Below are 15,491 nucleotides of genomic sequence, written 5' to 3'. Positions count from 1 at the left end.
AGGCCCCCCGGGGCGCCTGCAGGGGGCCCGCTCGGCGCCGCGCCAAGCCGTTGAGCGGGCGGCCACAGAGCCTCGAAACATCCTGCCGCGCCGCCCCGCCTTCTGGGCCCGGAAGATTGTACTATGACACTTCTTGGAGTAGACTAGTACATACGCCATGCCCAGTCATGCCTGGAAACCACGCCTTCGACGCTCCAGCGCGCCGCTGTACGCGGCGATCGTCGACGCGCTCGCGGCCGACATCAGCGCCGGCAAGCTGCGCGCTGGCGACCGACTTCCCACGCACCGCGAGCTCGCGAACGCGGTCGGGGCATCGCTGGGAACCATCACCCGCGCGTACGCCGAAGCGGAGCGACGCGGGCTCGTTCGTGGCCAGGTCGGGAGCGGGACGTTCGTCAACAATCTCACCGATCGCGACGCGTATTCGCCCATGCTCGACCGGGATCGAATCGATCTCGGCCCGACCGCGACGCCGATCATGTCAGGCGATCTCGGGCACTGCGCGCTCGCTGCCGCACTCGCTGAGCTGAGCTCACGCGCGGACCTCGGCGCGCTCAGCGGGTATCAGTCGCATGGTGGTACCGCGGCGCAACGGGCCGCGGGCGGGCGCTGGCTCGCGTCGACCGGCGTCGTCGCGTCCCCCGATGAGATCACGGTGTGCAGCGGCGCGCAGCACGCCACCGTGATGTTGCTGTCGGCGCTCGCGACGACGACCGGCGTGCTCGTCGAGGAGGTCACCTATCCCGGCGCGCTCGGCGCCGCGCAATGGCTCCGGCTGCCGACGCATCCGGTGGCGGTCGATGAGGATGGGCTCATCCCCGATGCGCTCGCGCAGGCATGCCGTTCGAGCGGGGCCAAAGTGCTTTATTGCACTCCGACGAACCACAACCCGACCACGTCCATCATGCCACTCGAGCGTCGGCAGGAGGTCGTGACGATCTGCCGCAAGTACGGGGTCACGATCATCGAGAACGGCGCGCTCGCTCCGCTCGTCTCCGGCGCGCCGCCGCCGCTCTCCGCGCTCGCCCCCGAGGCGACGTACTACATCGGGAGCCTGTCGAAGGCGACGGTCCCTGCCCTCCGTGTCGGCTTCATTCGTTCACCACTCGAGGCGCGACGCAGCCTCGAGATCGCCGCCGGAGCGACGGTCTGGTCGGGCTCGCCCTTGCTGGTCGAGATCGCGACGCAATGGATTCACGACGGCACGGCAGCGGCCATTCGAGACGCGCGGCGCAGCGAGGCCGCCGCCCGCCAGACGATTGCGGCGGAGATATTGAAGAACCATCCATATCTCGCGCATGCTACCGCGTATTTCCTCTGGATGAGGATTCCGGAGCACCGGCGGGCGATGGAGCTCTTGGAGCAGGCTGCCGCGCGGAACGTGCTCATCGGTCCGGCGCACGTGTTCGCCGCCCGCGCCGGAAGCGCGCCCAACGCCATTCGGGTATCGCTCGGCGCGGCGAGATCTCGCAACGAGCTCGAGCGGGGCCTCACCGTACTGGCAAAGCTGCTCGACGAATCGCCGACCTCCCCCTGGAGTGCCATGCCATGAGACAGCTCGCCCTCTTCGTTTTCCCGTTCGTGACTGCGATGCTCGGCTGCCAGCCTCCGAGGACGGCACCTGCCCCAGGCGATCCATTGCAAGCGCGGCTCGACCTCGCCGAGAAGTATTTCCGGTTCCTCGAGCGCATTCGCGACAATCTCGTCGCGCCGCAATGGCTCCCCGATCGCGATCAGTTCGTGTACTGGTCTGCGGTCGGTCCCCATCGCGGGACGTGGGTCCTGGTCGACGCGCACGAGCGAACGATGGTACCCGTCCTGTCGAGCGACGCGCTCGAGGCCCAGCTCTCGCAGCTGGTCGGGCAGAAGGTCGAGCTACCGGACAACCTCGGATTCGTGCTTGCGCCTGGGCTCGCTCCCGAGAATCGCCGGATTGTTTTCCAGCTCGAGGGCCGGTCGTTCGCGCTCGGGTTGTCCGATCGGCGCGTCGTGGCCCTCGCTGCGACCGATCGCGCCGCGTTGATGCTGTCCCCGAGCCATCACCTGTCTCCCGATGGCCGAAACATCGCGGTTCAACGCGGATCTGGGTTCGCCGTGGTCGACAGCGATGGCAATCCTTTGCTGGAGCGGAGCGGCGAAGAGAATTACGAGTGGCAGATCCCCGAGCGGGCATGGTCTCCCGACGGCCGATTCCTCGTGATCTGGCGCAACGACGCGCGCGGCGTCCACAAGATTCCGATCGTCGATTACGCATACGCAACGGGCATCGAGCAGGTGAAGATGGTGCCCTATTCCAAGGTCGGGACCCCCTTGATGCGGTCCGAGCTCCACGTGGTCGAGCCTGCGACCGGCCGCGTGACGCGGGTTCCGGCCGCGCCTGGGGAGAGCTACGATTGGCTTTCGGGCTGGCGCCCCGATGGCAGCGAAGCGCTGGTGCTGAAGCTGTCCCGCGATGGCAAACGGCTGGAGCTCTCGGCGGTGGAGCCAGAGGCAGGGAAGACCCGCCTCGTGCTGCGCGAGGACCGACCGGAAAGCTTCGTCGGTGCGCTCGATTTCGCGGTGGACGGGTGGTCGCTGCAGGTCACTCCGCTCGAGGACAACAAACGCTTCCTGTGGATGTCCGAGCGCGACGGCTTTCGGCACGTCTATTTGTACGACTACGCGGGGACGCTCGAGCGTCAGGTCACCAAAGGCTCGTTTCCCGTACATAAAGTGGTCGGCGTCGCCCTCAAGGCAGACACGGTCTTTTTGCTTGCCTCTGCTGACAACGCAGCTCCTTATGACCGCCTGCTTTATCGTGCGAGCCTCGCCGGTGGCGACCTGAAGCAGCTCTCGCCGAGCCCGGGCATCCATCGGATTCTCCTCGCGCCGTCGGGGCGTTATTACATCGATGGTCATTCCACGCGCGTGGAGCCGCGGGTGTGGGACGTGGGCTCGACCGACGGTGGGGCTCCGTTCCGTTACGCGAAAGCGGACACGAGCGCGCTCGCGGAGTTGCATGATTCGCCGCCGGAGCCCCTCACGGTCCTGGCTGCCGATGGCGTGACCCCGCTGTACGGCGTGCTGTACAAGCCGTGGGATTTCGATCCACGCAAGCGATATCCGGTCCTCGACGTCATCTACGCCGGCCCGTGGCTTTCGGTCGTGCCCTGGAGCTTCGTCGGCACCGGCGAGTCGCGGTGGGCGAATTCGCTGGCGCAACTGGGCTTCGTGGTCATGGTGCTCGACGCGCGCGGCACACCGGGGCGAAGCAAAGCGTTCCAAGACGCGAATTATGGGCGCGTGGGTCAGACCGAGATCCCCGATCACGTCGCCGGGCTGCGGCAGGCCGCCGCCGCGCGGCCCTACATGGATATGAGCCGCGTCGGGATCTACGGCCACTCCTGGGGCGGCTACTTCGCGCTTCGCGGCATGTTGACCGCGCCGGAGCTGTTCAAGGCGGGTTATGCTGGGGCGCCCGGGGCCCTCGAAGAGGAGGCCGTCATCAACGAGCCGAACCTGGGTCTCGCGAACGAGAATCGAGCCGGGTACGCGGCAGGGTCCAACGTATCTCTCGCGCGAAACCTTCGTGGCGCGCTCAAGATGATGCATGGCACGAGCGACGTGAATGCATCGGTGTCCACGACGATGCGCATGGCCGAGGCCTTGATTCGCGAAGGCAAACCCTTCGAGCTGCTCATCATGCCCGGACAGCCACACAGCCCCGAGGGGTCGGCGCTCCAGTATTACAAGGACGACGTGCGGCGGTTCTTCGTCAAAGAGCTGGGGGGCCCGCGCTGAGCATGTCCGGGGAGGCATCATGCTCTCGGGACCCCCCAGTACAGTGCCGCACGGGGGGCCAGGCGAGGAACCTGATCAGCTCAGGTCTTCGGTGATCAGCAGGTTCGCCATCATGCCGGTGTCCTCGTGCGGCAGGATGTGGCAATGGTAGACCGTCTTGCCCGTCCATTGCTTGAAGCGCATCCACACCTTCACGGTCTGATTCATGCCCACCCACACCGTGTCCATGATCGTGCCCGGCGGTTGGTCGATGTTGCCGATCTTCTTGACCTCGAAGGAGTTCACGTGAATGTGAAACGGGTGTCCCTCGCCGTTCCCATTCATATGCTCCATCGCGTTCAAGGTCCACTCCTGCGATGTGCCGAGCTTCACGATGGTATTGATGGTGTGGACATCGTATTGCAGCTCGTTGAGACTGAAATCGATTCCGACGACCGGGTTGTTCAGGCCGATGCCCATACCCTCCGGGTCGAACCTGCCGGTGAACATGACGCTCTGCGTGTCCGAGATGTCGGCCTGCGTGATGGGCGGCTGGTGCCGGGTCGCGCCTGGCAAGGTCTTCGGTAGATCCATGGGCTTCGGGTCGCCTGCCACCGTGATCGTGGCGAGGACCTTGAGGGCGGCGTCGAGGAACTGCTGGCCCGTGTGGCCGAGCTGCACGATGGTGTAGGTCCCCGCTTGATCGGGGGCCCTGAGAAGCAGCTCCGCGCGATTGCCCGGCGCGAGCACGAGACTCGTCGCGGCGGCATTGTAGTCGACGACGCCATCCCATTGGCCGTCCGGCGGCAGGACGGTCTTCATCTTGCGCGGCGCGGTGAACGGGACGCCGTCCATGGCGATCAAGTGGATATCCAGGTCCGGGAAGACGAGCGGCATCACGAGGTCCGAGCAGGCGTTCAGGATGCGCAGTCGAATGACCTCGCCCGGCTGCATGTCGATCTTCTTGCCATCCGGAAGAATCTGCGTGCCCGCGGGCGTCTTGCCGCCCACGTGATCCTCGCGATAGACGGGCACTGCATCGACGCAGTAGAAACGCACTTGGTAATCGCCGGTGGTGAAGCCGCTCTTCAGATCGGGTCGGGCAACCCACTTCTCATTCATCTCGTCCCACATCCGGACGAAGGGATTTTCCGCCGTCCCGTCGCCGAAGGTGTTCCAGATGGCGTTTTGCATCGGCTCGTACGTCCATTCGCCGGCCTTCGTCTCGGACTCGAAAAGCCCGATGTCGCTGATGACCATGGGCACATCCTGCGCCTTCGCGATTTCGGGCACATCGTCGATCGGACCCTTCACGATGATGACGCCCGCCATGCCCGACACCGCCTGGACGGCCGTCGAGCCGTGGTGGTGCGGGTGATACCAATACATGCCGGAGGGGTGATCTCTCGGGATATCGAAGACGTACGTAAACGACGTACCTGGCTCGATCGCGATCATGTCCGAGTGTGCTTCGGATGTACCCACCTCATTGAACAAGTGCGGGATGACCGCCATGCCGTGCAGGTGCAGATTCGTCGTGTTGAGGTCGTGCGGTACGTTGTGATTCCCATCCCAGGCGCTCGAGTCGTAGGGCGTGAGCTGGTTGTCGATCGTGACCTCGAGGCGATCGCCGGGGCTGACCGTGAGCGTATCTCCGGGGAGGTTGCCATTGTAGCTCCGCAGCCGCACGGTCAGGCCGTCCATCGTTTTCGTCACCCACTGGGGGGCCAGCGTGTATTTGACGACATTCGGAGGAGGAGGAGGAGGCGGCGGCGGCGGCGGATCGGGCGTGCAGCCGGCGCCAAAGCTCGAAGTGACGATTGTGCCGCCGACGACCTGAAGGAAGTTACGCCGTGAGGTGATCATGTTGTTTCACTTTCCCATCGTGCAAGCGTTCAGCTCGCACCAGCATGCAAGATACCACGGGGGCCTGAAGGGTAAAAACCGCAATAGCAAGGGTGGTGCCAGCCATGGCTCGACTTCTTGGGCCCGTCCGTTCGCCGAGAAGGCGTTGGGCCTACTTGGCCCCCAGGTGACATCCCAGGAGATCGGGACGTCGAGGCATCACGAGCGCTGACATGACGGCTGTAACGGATACAGGTACAGATACAGGTACAGGTACACCCGCGCCCTCTCCAGCCGACGGGGCGACGCGCGAAGAATCGCAATGCGCGAAGAACCGTGACCTGGTTTACCTACAGAACCGGGAACGAGATCGACGCATCGTACACCTCCGATCATCCGCCGGCAGAATTGTTCAATGCTGTCGTTCCAAAAGATCCCTTGTAGGATGGGGGCCGCCGTGATAGGTCTGCGACCCGTGCGTGAGAGCGCGCTTGTCGCTGATGTGATCGCCCTGCCGGCGTCGGCCGCCACTGCCATTGCGTGGCGCGCCGCGGGGCAGCTCCACCTCACCGTCATCGCCAAGGCCACGTTCGCCTTCGTGCCCGACGCCGATATGCAGCGCGCCGATCCGCAGCCGATCCTGCGGGCCGAGGTGCATCACGGCAACAATCCGAGCCGCAGCGTCCGTTTCACCACGGACGTGGCGCCGTATCTGGGCCGCGCCGATGTGCTCTTCACGGGCCACGCCTATGCGCCCCCGGAGCGCGCCGCGCAGCCTTTGCCATTACGCCTCGCGGTCTTCGACGGCACGAGGCCCCTCTTCGACAAGCGGCTCGTGGCCCATGAAAAGGCGGGCTTTCAGCGCATGCCCGTCGTCTACGAGCGCGCGTGGAGCGGCGCGCTGGGAGAGGAAAATCCGCTCGGGATCACACCGGGCGCCGGCGAGGCAAGCATCACCGATCCGGGCGCACCGCTTCGCCCTGCCGGCTTCGGCCCGATCGCGCGTGCCTGGCCTGCGCGCAAGCGGCTCCTGGGAGCCACGCCGCGCAAGGCGCTGGAGGGCGCGATCGCGGAGATCCCCGATGTCTTCGACTGGTCGTATTTCCAGGCAGCGCCCCCGGATCAGCGCACGATGTTCCTGCGCGGCGATGAATGGATCGTGCTCGAAGGGCTCTCGCCCACGCGGCCGCGCGTCGCCACGCGCTTGCCAGGGGCGCGCGGCGTCGTGAGGATTTTTGGTCTCTCCCCGTTCGGCGTGCCCGAGGGACATCCGCTCGATCTCATGGCCGACACGCTCCGCATCGACGGGGACGAGCAGCGATGCACGCTCGTGTGCCGGCGCAGCTTTCCCCTTGCCGCGGGCGAGGCGGCGCTCGCGGCCGCGCGCCTCGTCGCAGGCATCGAGGTCGCGGGAGAGGCGCTCGTGTGGCCCGATCCGCGATGGATGGAGCAGGCTGCGGCGCCCGCATCACGCGCGTTATCGCCCGGCGTCGAGGGCGACGACGCCGTGACGATGGTCATCGGCAAGGGCGCGGAGACCGTGGTGCTCGCGGACAACGAAATGGCGCCGGCGTCGCGGCCGATCCTGCCATTTTCGCCTGCTTCGAATCATGACGAACCCGCGACGCAGACCGGCGCCGCGGGCGCGACGTTCGTGCTGCCGCCCGATGACGACGTCGTCACGGCGTCGCCGCTTCCCTTCGCGGATCCGGGCACGCAAGCCCCGCGTGGAGGGCCCGCTGCGCCGATCCCGGGCGCTCCTTGGTCCGCGCAGATCGCGCCGCGCATCGTGGCGCCCGCCTTCGACGCCGGCACGATGATGCTCGCCCCGGCGCCCGAAGAGGTCGCGCCGAGGATCTCGCCCGAGCCGCAGCCTTTCGCCGCTCCCGCACCGCCGGCCACGCCGACGCCTCCGGCCGTGATGGCGCCCATCGTTTCGCCCGGTGCAGAGCCCCCTGCCACACCAGCGCCTCCCGCGGCCCCTGCACGAGCGACCCCACCTTCACCGCACGATCCGATCGACCTCGAGCGCTGTGCCGCGATCGCAGCGGAGCTTGCCGAGCGTGCTGCGTCGCGCGCCGAGATCCTCGCCGGGCACAGGCTCACGGAAGAGACCTGGCGCGCCGAGGAGCAACGCTGGAACGAGGCTGTGGATCAGGAAGTCAAGCGCGGGGTGAAGGCGCTGCGCGATCGCTTCGACGCGGCGTACATCGCTGCGTGGGAGGCCATCCGTGGCCCGCTCGACGTAAAAACCTACGCAACCCTCGTCGTCGCCGACGAGCGCGGCAGCCTTTCCGCGGCGCTCGATGCTCTCCGGATCCGGCGCACCGTGTGGATACGCGTGAAACGGCGGTGGGAAAAGCGGATGGCCGATCCTGTGCTCGCCGCGCAGGTCGAAAAAGAAATCGCCCAGGTCCGGTGAAACGGCATCTCGAAAATCCCGCTCCGGCTGCTCGGCGCGTACCGCTCGGCAGAGCCTCCAACTTCGAGCAGGATTAGGGCGGCGAGACGGGTCATCACGTCTTTTTTCTCGGGAGCCGGATCGCTATACTCCGCGCCCGAAGCGCCGGGAACCTCGGCGCCGCGATGAGAAAGGTACATCCATGCGCGACCTCATCACCTTTTCGTCGAGCGGACTTCCCCGCCCTTCGCGTGTCGTCGGCTTCCGTGGCACCGAAGCGATGTCGCGTCCCTATCGATTCGAAGTGTACCTGCAATTTCACAGCGACGACGGCGACATCGATTTCGCCGAAGCCGTGGGCGACCCGGCCAGCCTGGTGATCGATCGCGAGAGCGACGACGTCCCGCCCTTCGTGCTCGCCGGCGTGCTCGGCGACGTCGATCTGGTGCACGAGCATGGGGGCCGGGCCTTGGTGCGCGTCGTGCTCGTGCCCCGCTTCTCACGGCTCGCTCTCTCGCGGCACAGCCGGATCTTCACCAAGAAGAGCGCGCCCGACGCCATCCGGGCGGTCCTCGACGACAACGGCCTCGCCGGCAGCTACGAATTCCGCCTCACCCAGAGCTACGAGGTGGAAGAGCACATCGGTCAATACCGCGAGAGCGATTTCGATTTCGTCTCCCGCTGGCTGGAGCGCGAGGGGATTCATTATTTCTTCGAGCACAGCGAGGGAGGCGAGAAGGTCGTCTTCTGTGACGACAAGTCCTATCCCGCCGAGGGCATGGGCAAGCCGGTCCGTTATTTCCCCCAGACCGGGGCGGATCGCAGCGCCGGCGCCTCGCTCCGCTCTTTCTCCCTGAATCACGGATCCATGCCCGCCGAGGTCAAGCTCCGCGACTACGATTATGGGCGGCCGAAGCTCGACATTTCGGGGTCTGCGGCGGTCTCGGCCAAGGGGGCCGGGAAGGTCAGCCTCTATGGCGAGCGCTTCTTCTCTCCCGACACCGGGGCCCGCCTGGCCAGGATTCGATCCGAGGAGTTCCTCGCCCGGAAATCGATCGCCCGGGCCACGGGCACGCGGATGCACCTCCGCGCCGGCTACACCTTCGATCTCGAAGAGCACCCCCGCCCACGCTTCAACACCAAGTATCTGGCCATCGAGGTCCACCACCAGGGCAACCAGGCCGCCGGCGATGCGCACCTCAAGGAGCTCATCGGCCTCGAGCACGAGGACACCTATTTCGTCGAGGTGGCGGCCATCCCGGCCAGCACCCAGTTCCGGCCTGAATCCCGGACGCCCTGGCCGCGCATCTACGGTTTCGAGAACGGCGTCGTCGACGGCGGCGGCGAGAGCGAATACGCCCAGATCGACGATTACGGGCGCTACCTCGTGAAGTTCAACTTCGACGAGAACGACTCCCCGAGCGGCTCCGGATCCACCTACGTGCGGATGATGCAACCCCACGGCGGGAGCATCGAGGGATTTCACTTTCCCCTCCGCAAGGGCACCGAGGTGGTCCTGAGCTTCCTCGGCGGAGATCCCGATCGCCCGGTGATCTCCGGCGTGGTCCCCAACGTGCTCACCCCGAGCCCCGTGACCAGCGGCAATCACACCAAGAACGTCATCCAGACCGGCGGCCGAAACCGCCTGGAGCTCGAGGATCTCGCGGGATCGCAGCGGGTCACGCTCTCCACGCCCTATTCGAATAGCTACATCCGCATGGGCTCACCGAACGACGGGCACGAGTTCATCGCCAAGACCGACGACAACGGCCTCGTCAGCATCGGGAAGAACTTCGACAACACCGTGGGACAGAACTGGACGGTCAACGTCACCGGCGACATCAGCATCACGGCCAAGGGGAACCTCGACATCAAGGCCGAGGGCGACGAGACCAACGAGTGGAAGCACCAGACGGAGAAGGTCCTCGGCAACAAAACCACGCTCACCGTGGGCGCCACCGAGGATTTCAAGCTCGCCACCGTGCAGGAGTACGTCGGCGGCTGGAAGCAGGAGCTCCTCGTCGGGCTCAAGACCGAAGAGCTCCTCGGCGGCAAGTTCGCATTCACCCTGGGGAAGGTGAAGGAGCTCTACATCGGGCCCAAGAGCGAGACCATCAAGGGCAACAAGAAGGAGACCCTCAAAGGCAACAAGACCGAGCTCCACATTGGCGACACCACGTCGACGCAGACCGGAAGCGTGACCGAGATCCATCGCGGCGACGAAGACGTGACCCACATGGGGAAGCTCAAAGAGGTGCACCAGGGAGACACGGTGTCGTTCCACCACGGCAATCTGACCGATACGCACAACGGAAGAGAGAAGATTCTCCACGCCGGGGACGCCCATGCGACGCACATTGGAAAGCTCGACGAAACCCAGCAAGGGCTCGTCAACCTGAGCACGGTTGGCAATGTCCGGGAGACGTTGCGGGGCAACTCCATGTACAAGATCACCGGGCAAACGCTCGAGATCTTCGATGGTGTCGCGGTCGAGGTCAAAAACAAGGTCAATCAGCAGAGGCTCAGGACCCGGATCTCGAGGCTCGACCGAGAGCTGAAGCAGGCGGGGCAGGAGATGTGGCGCACCGGGCGATTCGTCGTCCTGTAGCCGGCGCCGAGCTCCTCGTCGCTTCGAGATCGATTCGCAAACCCATTTCTCTGCCCCGGACCCCTCCATGCGCGTCGTCAAGCCCCAGCGTCTCTCCGTCTTCCAGCGGGTGTTCACCCTCCGCGGCGAACACCATTTGAGCGTCGGCATTTGCGCCTACTTCCCCCTCGAAGCGCCGGAGGTGCCCCTGCCCGAAGATGCAATGTGGCAGAGGGTCACGCCCGAGCTCGGCAAGGGCGCCGCCGGGGCGGAGCCAATCCTCGACGAGGGAATGCCCAAACCGCGGGGCGAAATCCTCGTGTACGGCACCGCCTTCGCCCCCGGCGGCAAAGCGAGCCCGGCCTTCGCCGCCCGCCTGAAGCTCGGGCCGGCGGAGAAACCGATCCTCGACAAAACCGTCTATGCCGTCGGCAAACGCGTCTGGAAAAACGGGGTGCCCTCGGACCCGGAGCCGATCACCGAGATGATCATCGCCTGGGAAAACGCCTTCGGCGGTCCTTCGTACCCGCAGAACCCCCGGGGAATGGGCCTCTCGCCGGTCGAGGAGGAGGGCCGTTCGGTGCATTATCTCCCGCACCTCGAAGATCCCCGGCACATGATCACCTCGCCTCGGGAAAGGCCGCCGCCGGCCTCCTTCGGGGCCCTCGATCCCACGCTCGAGGAGCGCCGCGCCAAACTCGGCACCTATGGCTCCGAGTGGCTCGAGAAGGATTTCCCCGGCTTTGCCCGGGATATCGATCCCGAGGCCTTCCAGGTCGCGCCCGCGGATCAGCGCATCGCAGCGTACTTCCAGGGCGGGGAAGCCATTGCTCTCGAGAACTTCCACCCCAAGCGATCGCGCATCGAGAGCCATGTGCCCCTCCTTCACGCCCGCGTCTTCGTGTCGAACGCGGAGACGGCGGAGGGCGTGGCCGCCGAGGGGGCATTGCGGGAGGTGGTCACCCGCCTCGAGACGGTGCTCCTTTTCCCCAATCTGGAGCGCGGCGTCGCCATCTTCCGAGGCGTGATCAAGGTCGCCGAGGACGACGCCGGAGACGTGGCGGTGCTCCTCGCTGGCCTGGAGAGGGCCGATGCGCCCAAGCCCGCCCTGCATTACCGCGAGGTGCTCATCAAGCGCCTCGATGAAGAGAAGGGGCTCGTCGAAGCCCTCCGGGAGCGAGATCTGCTCCCGGAGCTGCCGCCGAACGCGCCCCTGTTCGACGAGGAGCTCAGCGGCGACATGGACGACCTCCTCGAGGACGACGAGCTCCTCGAGAAACGCGCCAGCCTCCGCGCCGAGCGCGATCTCGCGCGGGCGCGGGAGGATCTCCGCGCAGCCGGTCTCGATCCCGAGGAGGCGCTCCCAAACCGCCCTGGCGCGGCAGCGCCGATACCCGAGGGCGACGATCTGGCCGACTACATTCAGGGCCTCGACGCCGAAGCGGATTTGCTGGAGAAAGACCTGGATACCCGGAGCAGGGACGCGGAGGAGAAAGCGCGCAGGAACTGCTCGGCGCAGGGGATCGACTTCGACGCGCTCCGCGAAAAATCGCAGCGTGAGGGCGGAGGGCCCCCGAAGTTCCGCGCGGACACCGAGATCGCCCAGATGCGCGAGATCGCCGCGACATCCCGCAAAGCCGGCGCTCCGATACCGGATCTCGAAGCCAGGATCGCGGATCCGAGATTCGTCGCCGACCTCCGGGAGATCGAGGCCTCCTCGCTCGAGGCCTATCGCGCCCACGCGCACCTGTTTCCTCCTGCCGAGGCTCTCTCGGACGCCGAAAAGGCCAAGTTGCGCGCCGAGGTCGAGGCGGCGCTCGGCGCGGGCGAGTCACTCGCCAGGCGCGATCTCACCGGCGCGGATCTGCACGGTTTGCGGCTCGCGGAGGCCGATCTCCGCGAGGCCTTGCTCGAAGGAGCCGATCTCTCGGATTGCGATCTGAGCTCGGCGGATCTCTCGGGCGCGGTCCTGGCCCGCGCCATCTTGAAGGGCGCGCGCTTCGAGGACACCAAGCTCGTGGGCGCCAACCTGGGCTTCGCCGAGGCCTCGGGCGTGCGCTTCGCCGGCGCCCATCTCCGCGATGCGATCCTCTACAAGACGCGCCTCGATGGGGCCCAGCTCGCCGGGGCCGAGCTCACCGGCGCCGAATTCTTCGAGACGCGGGTGATGGGCGCCGATTTCACCGACGCCGACGCCCGCAAGGTTCAATTTTATCAACTCGATCTCACCGAGGCGCGCTTCACCGGGGCGCAGCTCGGCGAGGCGACCTTCCTGCAATGCAAGGGGGCAGGCGCGAATTTCGACGGCGCGACGCTCGTGGAGACCAGCTTCCTCGACTTCAGCGGCGAGAAGGCCTCGTTCCGCGAAGCGCAGGCCCGAGGCCTGACCGTAATTGCGGATTCGGCGCTGCCAGGCGCGGACTTCTCGGCCGCTGATCTCGAAGAGGCCAACCTCAGCGGCGTAAACCTCGAGGGCGCCACGTTCGAGGGAGCCCGGGCCGAGGGCGCGGACTTCAGCGAGGCCGTGCTCCGCGGCGCGCGCCTCGCATCCCTCGGCGCCCGCGAAGCGCGCTTTGCCCGCGCCGATCTCAGCGAGGCCGATCTCCGCGGCGCGAACCTCATGGAGGCCGTCCTCGACAAGGCCAAGGTGCCGGGCGCGATTTTCGAGAAAGCCAACCTCTTCGGCGCCAGCCTCCTCCACACCATCGGCGATGACCGCACGAGCTTCGCCGGGGCGCTGGTGAAGCAGGTGGCATTCACGAGGCACGAAGGATGACGCGCGACGAGCTCCTCTCCTTGATCGCCGAGGGCGAGATCATCGAAGGCGCCGATCTCGGCGGCCTCGATCTCTCCGGCCTCGATCTCGGCGGCGTGGTCTTCGAGGGCGTGAGCTTCCGGGGGGCGAAGCTCACGGGCGCGAAGCTCAGCGAATCGATCTTCAATGCCTGCGACTTCGGCGGCGCCGAGCTCAGCGGGGCCAAGGCCCGTCATACCTCGTTCCACGAATGCAACATGCAGGGCGCGGTCTTCAAAGGCAGCGATCTCGTGGACGCGAAAATCGTCGAATGTGACCTGTCCCGGGTCTCCTTCGAGGGCGCGGACCTGACCATCGTCGATGTCATCAAGGGCCGCGCCGCCGAGACCAGCTTTCTCAAGGCCAAGCTCGATCGCTTCGTGCTCGTGGAGACCGAGCTCGAAAAGATCGTCCTCGACGAGGCCGATCTCGAGCGCTGCTGCCTGATGGCGGCCGACCTCTCCAGCGCGAGCCTGCGCGGGGCCAGGATACATCTCTCGGTGCTCAGCGGAACGAAGCTCCAGGGGCAGGATCTCTCGGGGATGGACCTATCCTTCACCATGCTCGACGAGGCCGATCTCAGCGGCTGCGATCTGCGCCGAGCGCTGCTCGTGCAGACCAATTTCAAGGGCGCCAAGCTCATCGGCGCCAAGCTCGACGGCGCCAACGCCGAGCGGGCGATGTTCGCCGAGGCCCGGCTCGGCGGGGCCTCGGCCAAAGGACTCCACGCCCGGCAGGCGGTCTTTCAAAAGGCCAACCTCGAGGCCGCGAATTTCGCCGACGCCTGCCTCTACCAGGCCCATTTCCTTCGCGCCGCGTGCAAGCTCGCGAGCTTCCGCGGCGCCGATCTCAGTTACGCCGATTTCTCCCACGCCGGCGTGGAGGAAGCGGACCTATCGCACGCCAAGCTCTTCCGCGCCCGCTTTCACCAGACGCGCGACGAAGGAGCGGTGTTCACGAGCCGGGCCGGCGCTCTGGGCGACGACGAGGAGCTGCTCGAAGCGGAGCGTTGGTCTCCTTGAGAGGCCTCTTTCCAGATACGGAGACGACGATGCGAGATAACTTGGCGAGACAGCGGACCGAGACCCTGGCCACCCAGGAGGTGGGCACGGTGACCGCGGTCCTGGGCAAACGCCTCCAGGTGCGCGTGGGCTCGGGCGAATACGAGGCCGAGAGGGCGGTGAGCTGCCTGGTCGAGCCCGAGCTCGGGGACCTGGTGCTCCTCGCGCTCCACGACGAGGGCTGCCACGTGCTCGCGGTGCTCAGGCGCCAGGGCGGAGGGGCGACGCGGCTCGTGGCCGAGGGCGATCTGGAAATGAGCGCGCCCGCGGGCAAGGTGACGATCCGCGCCCAGAATGGCATGTGCATGGCCACGCCCGGCGAGACCACGCTGGCCTCGGGCAAGGTGCGGGTCCACGCCCGCGAAGGGGCGCTGGCCGTGGAGGCCATGAGCTACCTCGGCGATCAGCTCGTGGCGAAGATCGATCACGTCAAGACCGTGGCCCGATCGGTGGAGTCGGTGGCCGATCGCTGGGTGTCGCGCGTGACGAGGGCCTATCGCTTCATCGCCGAATCGGAGCAAGTCCGGGCCCGGTATTACGAGGTCTCGGCCAAGGCCGCGGTGAACATCAAGTCGCAAACCACCCTGGTGACGAGCGGAGAATTGACCAAGATCGACGGCGGTCAGGTCCACATCGGTTGAGGAGGATCCCATGTTTGCCAATACCCAGCGCGGGGGCATGGCCTTCGCAATGCCCGACGTATGCCTCACGCCCCCGGTGCCCACGCCGATCCCCTATCCCAATTTCGCGGCCAACCCCATGGCGGTCTCTGCGGTCTACAAGGTCCTCTTCGTATGCGCGCCGGCGCACAACCTGCGCACGAAGGTGCCCATGACCAACGGGGACAACCCGGGCATCACCGGGGGCGTGCTCTCGCGCTCGGTGATGAGCACCTCGCGGCACGTGGCGGGAGCCCGCAAGGTGCTCATCAAGGGCGCGCCGGTGACGCGATTGACGAGCCCCACCATGCAGAACCGCACCAATGCCCGGGGCATGACGGTCGCTCCGAGCCAGACCAAGGTGCTGATCCTCGCTCCCTGACGC

General features: G+C 66.4%; 9 protein-coding genes. 8 read left to right on the top strand and 1 reads right to left on the bottom strand.

Translation table 11 applies throughout. The features are described 5' to 3' along the window. The first annotated feature begins 157 nt into the window (after positions 1-157). Both QHF85_RS18200 and QHF85_RS18195 read left to right on the top strand, forming a co-directional pair. Positions 158-1,552, top strand: a complete 1,395-nt coding sequence (locus tag QHF85_RS18200) for a PLP-dependent aminotransferase family protein (protein WP_281328477.1) — start codon at positions 158-160, stop codon at positions 1,550-1,552. Beyond that, positions 1,549-3,780 (top strand): DPP IV N-terminal domain-containing protein, encoded by a 2,232-nt coding sequence (locus tag QHF85_RS18195; RefSeq protein ID WP_281328476.1) that lies wholly within the window; start codon positions 1,549-1,551, stop codon positions 3,778-3,780. The genes QHF85_RS18200 and QHF85_RS18195 overlap by 4 nt, the downstream gene beginning before the upstream one ends. Before the next feature lie 75 nt (positions 3,781-3,855). On the opposite strand, the gene QHF85_RS18190 is transcribed toward QHF85_RS18195, so the two are convergent. Further along, complete coding sequence (locus QHF85_RS18190) at positions 3,856-5,625, bottom strand: multicopper oxidase domain-containing protein (RefSeq protein WP_281328475.1); 1,770 nt, start codon at positions 5,623-5,625, stop codon at positions 3,856-3,858. Positions 5,626-6,061: 436 nt separating this feature from the next. Here QHF85_RS18190 and QHF85_RS18185 point away from each other — a divergent pair, with 436 nt between their 5' ends. The 6 genes from QHF85_RS18185 to QHF85_RS18160 all read left to right on the top strand — a co-directional run bounded on the left by QHF85_RS18185 (position 6,062) and on the right by QHF85_RS18160 (position 15,488). Next, a complete protein-coding gene (locus QHF85_RS18185; protein WP_281328474.1) occupies positions 6,062-8,026 on the top strand; it encodes a DUF2169 domain-containing protein in 1,965 nt (654 codons plus the stop codon). 181 nt (positions 8,027-8,207) lie between these two features. Then, entirely contained in the window at positions 8,208-10,613 is a 2,406-nt protein-coding gene (gene tssI / locus QHF85_RS18180) for a type VI secretion system tip protein TssI/VgrG (RefSeq protein ID WP_281328473.1), read from the top strand. Positions 10,614-10,680: 67 nt separating this feature from the next. Next, positions 10,681-13,368 carry a DUF2169 domain-containing protein gene (locus QHF85_RS18175; protein ID WP_281328472.1) on the top strand — a complete coding sequence of 896 codons (2,688 nt, stop codon included), beginning with the start codon at positions 10,681-10,683 and terminating at the stop codon, positions 13,366-13,368. Continuing rightward, positions 13,365-14,408, top strand: a complete 1,044-nt coding sequence (locus QHF85_RS18170) for a pentapeptide repeat-containing protein (RefSeq protein ID WP_281328471.1) — start codon at positions 13,365-13,367, stop codon at positions 14,406-14,408. The genes QHF85_RS18175 and QHF85_RS18170 overlap by 4 nt, the downstream gene beginning before the upstream one ends. 29 nt (positions 14,409-14,437) lie before the next feature. Further along, positions 14,438-15,088: a DUF3540 domain-containing protein gene (locus QHF85_RS18165; RefSeq protein ID WP_281328470.1), complete on the top strand. Its 651-nt coding sequence runs from the start codon at positions 14,438-14,440 to the stop codon at positions 15,086-15,088. A 10-nt stretch (positions 15,089-15,098) separates the two neighbouring features. Next, positions 15,099-15,488 (top strand): DUF4150 domain-containing protein, encoded by a 390-nt coding sequence (locus tag QHF85_RS18160; protein WP_281328469.1) that lies wholly within the window; start codon positions 15,099-15,101, stop codon positions 15,486-15,488. The last annotated feature ends 3 nt before the right edge of the window (positions 15,489-15,491 follow it).

This window comes from Polyangium sp. 6x1 (assembly GCF_029946515.1).
In the GTDB taxonomy this organism is placed as follows: domain Bacteria; phylum Myxococcota_A; class Polyangia; order Polyangiales; family Polyangiaceae; genus Polyangium.
The sequence above is the reverse complement of the archived record's forward strand: the minus strand, read 5'-3'. Positions and strand labels throughout refer to the sequence as shown.